The organism is Gillisia limnaea DSM 15749 (genome assembly GCF_000243235.1).
Lineage (GTDB): Bacteria > Bacteroidota > Bacteroidia > Flavobacteriales > Flavobacteriaceae > Gillisia > Gillisia limnaea.
Genome location: NZ_JH594606.1, coordinates 2,016,494 through 2,028,769 on the forward strand (window position 1 = coordinate 2,016,494; position 12,276 = coordinate 2,028,769).

Here is a 12,276-nt window from a genome sequence, read left to right on the forward strand (position 1 = left end):
AGAAAGTTTAAATGTAGGACAATGTTAAAAATAATGCAAATATACTTACTTATTTTTTGAACTCATAGATATGATTTGGGCTTACGCAGTAGTCTAAGGCTACGTCACTGCTCAAAATCCCGGGAATCTCGTCTTCCGCTTCAAAAAGTGAAAGTCCTATTTTAATCACATCTTTTCTGCAATTGGCAAGGAATATGTCATAAAACCCTTTTCCATAACCTACCCGGTGGCCGGATTTGTCAAAGGCAAGTAAGGGTACAAATACCACATCTATTTTAGAAGCAGGAACTTCAATACCGTCTACAGGTTCTGGAATGTCCCATTTGTTTTTCTTGATAAGGGTAGTATCTGTGAGAAGAAAATTCTGCATTCTTCTCGTTTTAAAATCGCTTTTGGAAAGAACGATATTTTTATCTTTTCCCTGTAAAATATGAAGTATGGGATCTGTGTGGATCTCTTTTTTTTCTGAAATAGTTAAAAACAGATGGTAGAATTCATACTCCCAAATTGGAAGTTTAAGAAGGTTGTTGGCTATTTCCAGACTTTGAGTTTCAATATCTTCATAAGTCAGCGCCTCCCGTAAAGTCTTATATTTACTTCTCAACGAGCTCTTCATCCTGAATTTTTGGTGGTAGTGTTATATGAAAAATGGCATCTCCCTGGTACACAATAGGAGATTCATTTACATTTATTACATGGCCGGTGTGCGGGGCGAGAATTTTATGCCTGAATTTCCCGTAAGGATCGGTAATCGTTCCAAGATATTCTCCTTTTTCAATGTGTTTTCCACATTCGATCTTTATATGGAGGAGTCCACTATATTTCGCACGCATCCAGGTACTATTTTCAACTATAATACTTGGGATAAAGGCTTCAGGACAAACAAACCTGGGTTTTAGCATCCCAAGGTGGCTTAAGATACGCATCGTGCCGTCTACCCCGTGTTTTGCGATTTCTTTATTGCTGTCCATGGATTTTCCGCCTTCAAACAGTAGCACCTTTTTTCCTGCCTTATAACAGGTTTCACGATAGGATTTCGCAATGGTTTTAGAATACATGGTGAAAGGGGCATTAAAAATCCGCGCATATTTCATACTGGTTTCATCACCTTTATAAACACGCACCTGTGCTGCGTTAAACCTGCTGGAGCCACCGGTATGGAAGTCCAGACAGAAATCTGCAACGGGAAGAATTTTTTTCGCAAACTGAAATGCAAATCTGCTGGCCAGCGATCCATTTTTAGTTCCCGGAAATACCCGGTTCAGGTCCCGGCCATCGGGAAATTCCCTTGCCAGGTTTAAAAACCCAAAAACGTTTACCACCGGAATACAAATGATCGTTCCTTTTACCGGTTTATTTATATTTTTTGAAATGATTTGGCGAACAATTTCAACGCCGTTTATCTCGTCGCCATGAATTCCTGCGGTAATTAGAATTACAGGACCCGGTTTTTTAGAACGTTCAATAATAACAGGAACTTCAACCGATGTAGTGGTATATAATTTTGCCATGTTCAAATTGATCACAGCTCCCTTTCCGGGGTGTATTTTTTTACCTAAAATTTCGAGTACATCGTCCTTGTCAATATGAGCCATAAACTAAACGTTTCTTTCTATATATCGTATAATTGTTTTTGCTATGTCCTTTCCGGTTGCCGCTTCAATGCCTTCCAATCCGGGGGAGGAATTCACCTCTAGGATAAGGGGTCCCCTGGCACTTTGCAACATATCAACCCCGGCAACTCCAAGACCCATAGCTTTGGCTGCTTTTATAGCCGCAGTTTCTTCCTCATCGGTTAATTCTATTACAGTAGCAGAACCACCACGGTGAAGATTGGATCTAAACTCTCCTTCTTTCCCCTGTCTTTTCATAGCTCCTACCACATGACCATCAACAACCAGCGCCCTAATATCGGCTCCACCGGCTTCTTTTATGAATTCCTGAACAATTACCCGAGCCTGAAGGCCATTGAAGGCTTCAATTACAGACTCTGCGGCATTTTTTGTTTCGGCTAAAACAACTCCAAGACCCTGAGTTCCTTCCAATAATTTTATAATTAAAGGTGCCCCTCCTACATGGTCTATCACTTCGCCTACATCCTTGGAGTAATTGGTAAAAACCGTTTTAGGCAAACCAAGTCTTGCTCTGGACAACACCTGTAAGCTTCGTAATTTGTCACGGCTTCTTACCAGGGATTGAGATTCGGTAGTGGTAAAAACTCCCATCATTTCAAACTGGCGTACCACCGCGGTCCCATAAAAAGTAACTGAAGCTCCAATCCTTGGAATAACGGCATCGGTTTCAAGAATCATTCGACCCTTGTAAAAAATAGACGGTTTCCGTTTCTCTATGATCAAATCACATTTTAACGGATCTATTACTTCCACATGATGATGTCTTTTCTTTGCGGCTTCAATTAGCCTTTGCGTGGAATAAAGATTGCTATTCCTTGAGAGAATTTTTATGTTCATCGTTTTTTAAATTGTATGATATATCTATTAACTCGGGATCTACTATAAATTTTTTGGTGAGGAACTTTCTTCCTATCAATACCGGATATCGCATCTCTTGCCGAGCAGACAAAGAAAGGGAAATTTTAAAAACCTTTTCAAAAATTTTTATGGTAGATTGAACCTGAAACCGCTTTTGTATCAAACCATTACTACTTTTTACAAATACAATGTCATAATCTTTGAAAATGAATTCTTTTCCATTGTAAAGCGGATGTTCTTCATCCAAAAAAGTGCAGTGAAGAAAGCCCTCTTTTTCAAAGATATTATCACAGTGGATGGATGAGGTATAAGCCCCTGTATCAATTTTAACAGAGATATCCTTCAAGTGTAATAATGGGAAATCAGCCTTATCAAATCTGCCTACTACTGTTTTTTCCATGAGCGCAAGGTACTAAAATGATTAATTAAGGTATCTTATAGACACCTTAAATTATTGAAAGAAAATACAAAGAAGCTCCGTTTTTAGATTTTGGTTTTTCTATTCTGAATAAAATTTTAACATTAGTTGTTAGCGCTTATTTTAACGCTCCCGGGAATATGTAATATCTTTGGAGTAATGGAAACACCTGCATTGGAAATACAGTTGCAAACTTTACCCCAAAGTCCCGGAGTATATCAGTATTACGATAAGAATGGCCGGATCCTGTATGTGGGAAAGGCTAAAAACCTGAAGAAAAGAGTTACTTCTTATTTCAATAAAACCCATGACAATCATCGCACAAGCGTTATGGTTAAGAGAATCCATGATATTAAACATATTGTGGTAGCTTCTGAAACCGACGCTTTATTGCTGGAAAATAATCTGATAAAAAAATATCAGCCACGCTTCAACGTGATGCTGAAAGATGATAAAACGTATCCATGGATATGTATTAAAAACGAACGCTTTCCCAGGGTTTTTCCTACCAGAAGATTGATAAAGGACGGAAGTGAATATTACGGACCTTTCACCAATTTTAAAACTGTAAATACCCTTTTGGATTTGATAAAAGGTCTCTACCAGTTACGCACCTGTAATTACGATCTTTCTTCAGAAAAAATAAAGAATGGAAAATACAAGGTATGTCTGGAGTACCATTTGGGGAATTGCAAAGGACCGTGTGAAGCTTTCCAGGAAGAAAAGGAGTATAATGAAAATATAGAAGCCATCAGGCAGATCGTGAAGGGGAATTTTAAGGATTCCCTGCAGCAATTCCGTCATCAAATGAAGGCTCATTCCGAAATAATGGAATTTGAAGACGCACAGCGCATCAAGGAAAAAATTGATGTTTTGGAGAACTATCAGTCAAAATCTACAGTGGTAAATCCAAACATCAATAATGTAGATGTTTTTTCCATTGTAAGCGATGAGGGTTACGGATATGTAAATTTTCTCCAGATCTCTCACGGTGCCATTATTCGTTCCCATACCATTGAAATGAAAAAGAAACTCGATGAAAGCGATAAGGAATTGCTGGAATTGGGGATTGTGGAGATCCGGCAGCGGTTTCATTCAAATTCAAAAGAAGTATATGTTCCTTTTAAAGTGGATGTTGGGGAAGATGTTGTTATTCATATTCCGAAATTGGGCGATAAAAAGAAAATCATCGATTTTTCTATCAGAAATGCCCGTTACTACAGGCAGGAGCAATTTAAACAGATGAAAATTGTAGATCCGGACAGGCACGTAAACCGCATTATGGCTCAAATGAAGGAGGATCTTAGGCTAAGTGAGGAACCCAGGCACATTGAATGTTTCGACAATTCAAACATTCAGGGAACCAATCCGGTCGCGGCCTGTGTGGTATTTAAAAACGGAAAACCAAGCAAAAAGGATTATCGTAAATTTAATATCAAAACTGTGGAAGGACCCGATGATTTTGCCTCTATGGAAGAGGTGGTTTTTAGAAGATACAAAAGACTGCTGGAAGAAGAGGAGCCTTTGCCACAGCTCATTATTGTAGATGGTGGAAAAGGCCAGCTTTCTTCAGGTGTAAAAGCGCTGGAAGCGTTGGGATTAAGAGGAAAAATAGCGATAATAGGGATCGCGAAAAGGCTGGAAGAATTGTATTATCCCGGAGATTCAATTCCGTTATACCTGGATAAGAAATCGGAAACCTTAAAAATAATTCAGCAATTGCGAAATGAAGCTCATAGATTTGGGATTACCTTTCATAGAAATAAGCGAAGTAAAACTGCTCTAAATACGGAGTTAGAAGCAATAACGGGGATTGGAGATAAAACAGTCGTAGAATTGTTAACGCATTTTAGGTCCTTAAAAAGAATTAAAGAAGCATCTCTGGAAGATTTGTCCAATTTAGTTGGCCAGGCAAAAGCAAAGATTATTTACAATAACTATCATCGTGAATAAATGAAAAAATTAATCTGTATTTTATTTATAATCATTTCTTTCCAGGGATTTTCTCAGGAAAAAAATGATGTAAAAGTGGGGTTGGTTTTAAGTGGGGGTGGTGCAAAAGGATTGGCTCATATAGGTGCTTTAAAGGTAATTGAAGAGTCGGGAGTAAAGATAGATTATATTGGAGGCAGTAGTATGGGGGCTATTATTGGGGCGTTATATGCCTCGGGATACAGCGCGACCCAATTGGATTCTCTTTTTCATGATATCAATTTTAATATTCTTATTCAGGATCAGGTTCCGCGAAGCGCTAAAACTTTTTATGAAAAGGAGGATACTGAAAAATATGCGATAACCCTTCCTTTTGACGGTTTTAAGGTTTCTTTTCCTTCCGGACTGTCCAAAGGACAGAACATCTATAATTTAGTATCACGACTTACCTTACATCTGGGAAATATTCGGGAATTTAAAAATTTACCAATTCCATTTTTTTGTGTTGCAGCAAATATAGAAACCGGGGAGCAGGTAATTTTAGATAGCGGTTCTCTGGCTAAAGCGGTTTCTGCCAGCAGTGCAATCCCTTCGGTTTTCAACCCGGTAAGGATAGATGGAAAACTCCTTACCGATGGTGGAGTGGCAAATAATTATCCTGTTGAGGAACTCAAAAGAAGAGGAGCCGATATTATAATAGGCGTCGATGTTCAGGATAGTTTGGTGGATAGGGAACAGCTAAAAAGCGTTTTTGAGATCTTAACACAAATTAGCAATTTCAGGACTATAAGTGACATGCGTCAAAAAATAAAGATGACAGATCTCTATATTAAACCCGATATCGCCAAATTTAATATATTGTCTTTTGATAAGGGATCTGGTATAATAGACTCCGGGGAAGTGGCAACACGAAAAAAAATGGAGGATTTGAAGCGAATCGCAGAGAATCAAAATGGAACTCCTATAAAGCTTGAAAAAGTTAAACCAATTGACAGCATTAATATTAGTTCACTTACAATTGAAGGCAATAATTCGTATCCGCGTGCTTATGTTCTGGGAAAGTTAAGGCTAAAATACAGACAGGGATATACCATGCAGGATCTCGCAGATGGTATTAATAACCTTTCAGCCACAGGAAATTTTGATAGGATCAATTACAATCTAATTCCCTTAGACACTTCATATACGCTGGCTATTCAGCTTGAAGAAAGCCAGAATAAAACCTCCTTAAGGTTGTCTCTTCATTATGATGATCTTTATAAAAGCGGAGCATTGATTAACCTTACTAGAAAAAGTTCCCTTTTTACGAATGATGTTGCATCCCTGGATGTTGTTTTGGGAGATAATTTTAGATATAATTTTCAATATTATATCGATAAAGGGTACTACTGGAGTTTAGGAGTTAAATCGAGGTATAATAATTTCAATAAAGGAGTGGCCTTTGATTTCGCCAGGGAGAATGCCGGTATTGAAAATTTGGGGATCAACAGGATAGAGGTGGATTATAAGGATTATACCAATCAATTATATGCGGAGACATTTTTTAAACAGATATTTTCCCTGGGAATAGGTGTGGAACACAAACATTTAAAGATTACCTCTGAAACCCTGCTTGAAAATCCTGAGATTGACCGCTCCTCTGCTGTTTTTGAGAATAGTAGCTATTATAGCGCATTTGGGTATCTAAAACTGGATAGTTTCGACAATAAATATTTCCCTAAAAAAGGCGTTTATTTTGACGGGGATTTTCATCTTTATTTATTTTCTTCAGATTATAATAACAATTTTTCTGAATTTTCTATCGCTAAAGGCAAGGCAGGATATGTGTTTTCGATGCTTCCAAAGCTTACCGGCAAGATATTTTCTGAAACAGGTTTTAGGATAGGTTCCTCCGGAAGCAACACCCTGGATTTCTTTTTGGGCGGCTATGGGAATGATTTCATTAACAATTTCATCCCGTTTTATGGGTATGACTTTATAAGTATTTCCGGAGATAGTTATATCAAGGGTTTGGTAGAGCTGGATTATGAAATCTTTAATAAAAACCATATAAGTGCCAGTGCTAATTTTGCCAACGTAGAAAATAATTTATACACTACCGGAAACTGGTTTTCTACCCCCGATTATACGGGATATGCGTTAGGATATGGTTTGGAAACACTGTTGGGTCCTGTAGAGGTGAAATACTCTTTTTCCCCGGAAATTAAAGGAAGTCAATGGTTTTTTAGTTTAGGGTTTTGGTTTTAAGAAGTATCAATCTGTCTAAGCAATTTACCTTTTAAGATATTTATGGATGAAATCCCTTCAACCTTTGGGGCGGCAATGGAGCATTAATACTTCATTGAGGGTTTAACCCGCCTGACCGTCGGGCAGGTTCCCCGCCCCAAGGTTCTTTATTCTTAGTGGTGGGATTAAATAAACCGGGTTAAAAATGCTATTTTTAACCTTTGAAAAAATTCAGCAAATGTTAGACGAGTTAAAAAAAGCTTATTCCGGTATTTTTGAAGATGCCCTACTTGAAGAGATTTTAGAAACAGGAATCCTAAAAACCTTTCACGAAAACGACAAGATCATTGATTATGGGGATTACGTGAAATTTCTTCCATTGCTTTTGAGTGGTGCCATCAAGATCCTGAGGGAAGATAAAGAAGGCGATGAATTACTGCTCTATTTCCTGGAAAGCGGGGATACCTGCGCGATGACCCTGTCTTGTTGTTTAGGGCAAACCCGAAGCGAAATACGTGCGGTTGCAGAGAAGGAAACTCAACTTATCATGATCCCCATCCAAAAGATGGAAGAATGGACTTCCAAATATAAAAGCTGGCGCAACTTTGTCTTCGACAGCTATCATTCCAGGCTTACCGAAATGTTGGAAACTATAGATACCATTGCATTTTTAAATATGGATAAACGCCTTATGAGGTATCTTCAGGATAAGGCAAAGATCAATCAAAACGAATTGGTGCAAGTCACACATCAGGAAATAGCCTACGATATGCATACATCCAGGGTCGTAATATCAAGATTGTTAAAAAAACTTGAACTCGACGGAAAAATAGAACTACAGCGAAATGCTATTAATGTATTAGACCTTTAAAAAGGTGAATGATTTAGTTGGTCGTGCATTGATAATCTAAGCTATTTAGCAGGATTAAATGCCTGCATCGTGATTAACAAATCTTTTATATTTTATGAAGCTAGCAGGGAAAGATTTCATTTACGTGGTGCTTCAAATACTCTTGTTTTTCGCCTTTTTATTAGATATGGAGCTGTTTTCTTTTCGAAATAGCTCATTTTTAGAATTCCTTTCGGTTTTAACTGGAAGTATTGGCTTAGGTCTTGTTATAATTGCCTTTTTTCAACTCAATAAAAACCTGTCTCCTTTTCCAACTCCAAAGAAATATGCAAGGTTGCTCACCGGTGGTATTTTTAAACTAATAAGGCATCCCATTTATACCGGGATCCTGTTCATAGTTTTTTCCATTGCTGTTTTTCAGGGGTCAGGATATAGGTTGTTTATTTCTATTCTTTTGATGATTTTATTTCATTTTAAAACCTTGTACGAAGAAAAGAAATTGGCAGAAAAATTTCCCGAATATGAAACCTATAAAAAAAATACAGGGAAATTTCTTCCAAAAATTAAAACAAAATCCTGAGAATTTTTGAGGCATTTAAAAATTTCCTTTTTTCGAATTTTGAACAGCGATAATAAATTTAGTAATATTAACGAAACCTGAAGAGTTTTTGAACCTAAGGGAGCTTAAACAAGTTCTTTAAAATTGAAGATTCAGTAGTTCTTTTAATCCTTCTTTAAGAGATATTTTCAATATAAATAGCGATATTTGTTACTTTGGATGATAAACTTCAGAATTAATAGGAATAATGAATTTTTTCTTCCGAAGTATTAATTTTAAAACTGAAATCTCATGCCTTTTTATCATAAACTAGGGAAGATTCCACATAAGCGACATACGGTATTTAAAAAACCAGATGGCAGTTTGTATTATGAGCAGCTGTTTGGAACCATTGGCTTTGATGGAATGTCATCCAATATGTATCATGAACACCGCCCAACCCAGGTAAAGGAAATTAAGGGTAGTTACAGTGCTAAGCCAAAAATCGCTTCTGAAAACAATATAAAATCCTATAGATTTAAAGGTTTCCAGGTGCCACCGCATCCGGATTATCTGGAAAGCCGAAAGGTGGTGCTAACCAATAGTGATGTGGATATAGCTCTTGCAGCTCCTCAGGAATCAACAAATGATTATTTTTATAAAAATACCGATGCAGATGAGTTGCTCTTTATCCATAAAGGGAGTGGTAAATTAAGAACCCATTTAGGGAATCTTGATTTTAAGTACGGGGATTATTTATTGATACCGCGTGGTGTTATTTATAAACTCGACTTTGACGATGATAACAACCGGCTGTTTATTGTGGAATCCAGAAAGCCAATCTACACCCCGAAAAGATACAGGAACTGGTTTGGGCAATTGCTTGAACATTCACCTTTTTGTGAGCGGGATTTAAGACAACCCTATGAACTGGAAACCAACGATGAAAAAGGTGATTTCCTTATCAAGGTAAAAAAGCAGGGAGAGATCTTTGATATGGTCTATGCTACACATCCTTTTGATGTTGTGGGATACGATGGTTACAATTATCCATATGCTTTTTCCATTCACGATTTTGAACCCATAACAGGAAGAATCCATCAACCACCACCGGTGCATCAAACTTTTGAGACAGATGCCTTTGTGGTATGCAGTTTTTGCCCCAGAAAGTATGATTACCATCCGGAAAGTATTCCGGCTCCTTACAGTCATAGCAATATAGACAGCGATGAGGTATTGTATTATGTGGATGGCGATTTTATGAGCCGAAATGATATCGAAGCAGGACATATTTCTCTGCATCCGGCTGGAATTCCTCACGGTCCGCACCCGGGAGCAGTAGAACGCAGTATTGGACAAACCGAAACTGAAGAACTCGCTGTAATGGTAGATACATTTAAGCCGTTAAAACTTACAGAAGAAGCCATGAAAATTGCCGATGAGACTTATTATACCTCCTGGTTGGATCATTAGGCATTTTTAAAAATAAAAGATCATCAAAAGATAGAATTTGTAAACAGTGGGTTTAAATTATTTATTGAAGATTAATAGGAGCTTTTTTCTATTAAACTTAAACCTCTTAAATTAAAAGAATATGAGTACAGATAACACATCATTAAAGCTAGAGAAAAAGTTCCAGGCTGCAGAAGACTTTTTGCCTTTGCTTGGCACAGATTTCGTAGAATTATATGTTGGGAATGCCAAGCAGGCAGCCTATTATTATCAGCAAGCCTGGGGATTTCAGCCAGTAGCGTATTCCGGTTTGGAAACAGGTAGAAAAGACAGTGTTTCCTACGTTTTACAACAGGATAAGATCCGTCTTGTTTTAACTTCACCGCTACAGCCAGAAGGGCCTATTAACGCCCACATCAATAAACATGGGGACGGGGTAAAAGTAGTTGCGCTTTGGGTAGATGATGCCAGGAAAAGTTATGAAGAAACTACCAGCCGTGGCGCAAAATCTTACGTGGAGCCCTACGTTATGGAAGATGATAACGGTAGCGTAGTAATTTCAGGGATCCATACGTATGGGGAAACTGTGCATTTATTCGTGGAGCGAAAGAATTATAACGGTCCGTTTTTACCCGGGTATCGGGCTTATGCACCTAACTTTAAGGCAGTACCTACCGGCTTAAAGTTTATAGATCATATGGTGGGAAATGTTGGATGGAATGAAATGAACAAATGGTGTGAGTTTTATGCCAAAGTAATGGGATTTGCACAACTTGTATCATTTGATGACAAAGATATTTCTACAGATTATACCGCCCTTATGAGCAAGGTGATGAGCAATGGGAACGGAAGGATTAAATTTCCTATAAATGAACCAGCCGAAGGGAAAAAGAAGTCCCAGATCGAGGAGTATATAGATTTTTACAACGGAGCCGGAGTTCAACATATAGCCCTGGCTACAGATAATATTATAGCTACGGTAACCGCACTTAGGGATCGTGGAGTAGAATTTTTATATGTTCCGGAAGCGTATTACGATACAGTTCTGGACAGAGTAGGAGAAATAGACGAGGATCTGGCACCATTAAAAGAACTGGGTGTTTTAATAGACCGGGATGATGAAGGCTATCTTTTACAGATATTTACCAAGCCGGTTTTGGACCGACCTACAATGTTTTTTGAGATTATTCAGCGAAAAGGAGCCCAATCTTTTGGAAAAGGGAACTTTAAAGCGCTTTTTGAGGCCATTGAAAGAGAACAGGATTTAAGGGGAACCTTGTCCTAAGTATTAAAAAGGTGATATCTTAATAATTAAATATTTCTAAAAATACCAACTTGATAAATAAATAGTTAAACTAACTTTTTGGTTTGTAGATAATGTGAAAAAAGCAGACTTTTGCACCGCATTTCGGAGTGGTTACCAAAATGTTTTAAATTTTTTTCATAATTTAAGTTTTAGTTGGTTAATAAGATAAAAACCCCATCATTTATTTGATGGGGTTTTTTGTTTTAATACATTTGGAATAGTAATTGTAATTCTTCGATTAAATTGAATCATTCCCGTTGTTTTGCGGGTTTTAAACGTACTACTATGAAACTTAGAATTGCAATATTTAGTCTTCTTTTAATGTTCCTGCCCTTCAGCGTGGTTTCTCAAAAAGCTTTTGAATCTGGCGAATGGTTTAAATTCAGGGTCCACTATGGCTGGTTTAACGCCAGTTATGCAACTTTGCAGGTAAATGAAACAAAATTGGATGATAAAAATGTATATCATGTGGTAGGACGGGGGAAATCTACTGGCTTACTGCACGTATTTTTCAAGGTAGATGATAATTATGAAACCTACATAGATAAAAAAACCAATCTACCATATAAATTTATTAGAAAAATCGATGAAGGCGGATATACCAAAGATCTGGAAATTGATTTTGACCAAAAAGGGAATAAAGCATACGTTTTTGATAAAAAGAATAATGAAAACTCCACCTATACCACTAAGGATAACGTTCATGATTTATTGTCGGCGTTTTATTATGTTCGCAACGACTTAAATGCAAATAAACTAAAAGAGGGGGATGAATTTAATTTTAATATGTTTTTTGATAAGGAAAACCATGATTTTAAATTAAAATTCATGGGAAGAGAGGTTATCAATACAAAATTCGGTAAAATTGCAACATTAAAATTCAGGCCTTATGTTTTAGCCGGAAGAGTTTTTAAAGAAAAGGAAAGCCTTACCATTTGGATAAGCGATGATAAGAATAGAATGCCTGTAAAAATTTCAGCAAACCTGGCAATTGGTTCTCTGGATGCAGATATTGATGAATTTAAAGGGTTAAAACATCCCTTTAAAATAATTATGAATTAG

General features: G+C 37.3%; 11 protein-coding genes. 7 read left to right on the plus strand and 4 right to left on the minus strand.

Annotated elements, in window-relative coordinates; translation table 11 throughout:
• Nucleotides 1-49: 49 nt before the first annotated feature.
• The 4 genes from GILLI_RS10800 to GILLI_RS10815 are packed head-to-tail and all read right to left on the minus strand — an operon-like array spanning nucleotide 50 to nucleotide 2,892.
• Nucleotides 50-616: a 5-formyltetrahydrofolate cyclo-ligase gene (locus tag GILLI_RS10800; protein ID WP_006989154.1), complete on the minus strand. Its 567-nt coding sequence runs from the start codon at nucleotides 614-616 to the stop codon at nucleotides 50-52.
• Nucleotides 594-1,595, minus strand: coding sequence for a succinylglutamate desuccinylase/aspartoacylase family protein (locus GILLI_RS10805; protein ID WP_006989155.1), 1,002 nt, complete (start codon nucleotides 1,593-1,595; stop codon nucleotides 594-596). The genes GILLI_RS10800 and GILLI_RS10805 overlap by 23 nt, the downstream gene beginning before the upstream one ends.
• 3 nt (nucleotides 1,596-1,598) lie before the next feature.
• A complete protein-coding gene (rimK, locus tag GILLI_RS10810; RefSeq protein WP_006989156.1) occupies nucleotides 1,599-2,471 on the minus strand; it encodes a 30S ribosomal protein S6--L-glutamate ligase in 873 nt (290 codons plus the stop codon).
• Nucleotides 2,443-2,892: an ATP-dependent zinc protease family protein gene (locus GILLI_RS10815; RefSeq protein WP_006989157.1), complete on the minus strand. Its 450-nt coding sequence runs from the start codon at nucleotides 2,890-2,892 to the stop codon at nucleotides 2,443-2,445. Before GILLI_RS10815 ends, rimK begins: the two co-directional genes overlap by 29 nt.
• A gap of 177 nt (nucleotides 2,893-3,069) precedes the next feature.
• Here GILLI_RS10815 and uvrC point away from each other — a divergent pair, with 177 nt between their 5' ends.
• The 7 genes from uvrC (at nucleotide 3,070) to GILLI_RS10850 (ending at nucleotide 12,276) form a co-directional block, all read left to right on the plus strand.
• Nucleotides 3,070-4,863: an excinuclease ABC subunit UvrC gene (gene uvrC, locus GILLI_RS10820; RefSeq protein ID WP_040506591.1), complete on the plus strand. Its 1,794-nt coding sequence runs from the start codon at nucleotides 3,070-3,072 to the stop codon at nucleotides 4,861-4,863.
• On the plus strand, nucleotides 4,864-7,089 hold the full coding sequence (locus GILLI_RS10825) for a patatin-like phospholipase family protein (RefSeq protein ID WP_006989159.1): 2,226 nt from the start codon (nucleotides 4,864-4,866) through the stop codon (nucleotides 7,087-7,089).
• Between the two features lie 217 nt (nucleotides 7,090-7,306).
• Nucleotides 7,307-7,939, plus strand: coding sequence for a Crp/Fnr family transcriptional regulator (locus GILLI_RS10830; protein ID WP_040506976.1), 633 nt, complete (start codon nucleotides 7,307-7,309; stop codon nucleotides 7,937-7,939).
• 94 nt (nucleotides 7,940-8,033) lie between these two features.
• Nucleotides 8,034-8,498, plus strand: a complete 465-nt coding sequence (locus GILLI_RS10835) for a methyltransferase family protein (RefSeq protein WP_006989161.1) — start codon at nucleotides 8,034-8,036, stop codon at nucleotides 8,496-8,498.
• 270 nt (nucleotides 8,499-8,768) lie between these two features.
• Entirely contained in the window at nucleotides 8,769-9,929 is a 1,161-nt protein-coding gene (locus tag GILLI_RS10840) for a homogentisate 1,2-dioxygenase (protein WP_006989162.1), read from the plus strand.
• Between the two features lie 121 nt (nucleotides 9,930-10,050).
• Nucleotides 10,051-11,193: a 4-hydroxyphenylpyruvate dioxygenase gene (hppD, locus tag GILLI_RS10845; protein WP_006989163.1), complete on the plus strand. Its 1,143-nt coding sequence runs from the start codon at nucleotides 10,051-10,053 to the stop codon at nucleotides 11,191-11,193.
• 306 nt (nucleotides 11,194-11,499) lie between these two features.
• A complete protein-coding gene (locus tag GILLI_RS10850) occupies nucleotides 11,500-12,276 on the plus strand; it encodes a DUF3108 domain-containing protein (RefSeq protein WP_006989164.1) in 777 nt (258 codons plus the stop codon).

Coding starts and splice junctions, on each gene's coding strand:
- GILLI_RS10800 (WP_006989154.1), bottom strand. CDS start 616: ATGAAGAGCTCGTTGAGAAGTAAATATAAGACTTTACGGGAGGCGCTG.
- GILLI_RS10805 (WP_006989155.1), bottom strand. CDS start 1,595: ATGGCTCATATTGACAAGGACGATGTACTCGAAATTTTAGGTAAAAAA.
- rimK (WP_006989156.1), bottom strand. CDS start 2,471: ATGAACATAAAAATTCTCTCAAGGAATAGCAATCTTTATTCCACGCAA.
- GILLI_RS10815 (WP_006989157.1), bottom strand. CDS start 2,892: ATGGAAAAAACAGTAGTAGGCAGATTTGATAAGGCTGATTTCCCATTA.
- uvrC (WP_040506591.1), top strand. CDS start 3,070: ATGGAAACACCTGCATTGGAAATACAGTTGCAAACTTTACCCCAAAGT.
- GILLI_RS10825 (WP_006989159.1), top strand. CDS start 4,864: ATGAAAAAATTAATCTGTATTTTATTTATAATCATTTCTTTCCAGGGA.
- GILLI_RS10830 (WP_040506976.1), top strand. CDS start 7,307: ATGTTAGACGAGTTAAAAAAAGCTTATTCCGGTATTTTTGAAGATGCC.
- GILLI_RS10835 (WP_006989161.1), top strand. CDS start 8,034: ATGAAGCTAGCAGGGAAAGATTTCATTTACGTGGTGCTTCAAATACTC.
- GILLI_RS10840 (WP_006989162.1), top strand. CDS start 8,769: ATGCCTTTTTATCATAAACTAGGGAAGATTCCACATAAGCGACATACG.
- hppD (WP_006989163.1), top strand. CDS start 10,051: ATGAGTACAGATAACACATCATTAAAGCTAGAGAAAAAGTTCCAGGCT.
- GILLI_RS10850 (WP_006989164.1), top strand. CDS start 11,500: ATGAAACTTAGAATTGCAATATTTAGTCTTCTTTTAATGTTCCTGCCC.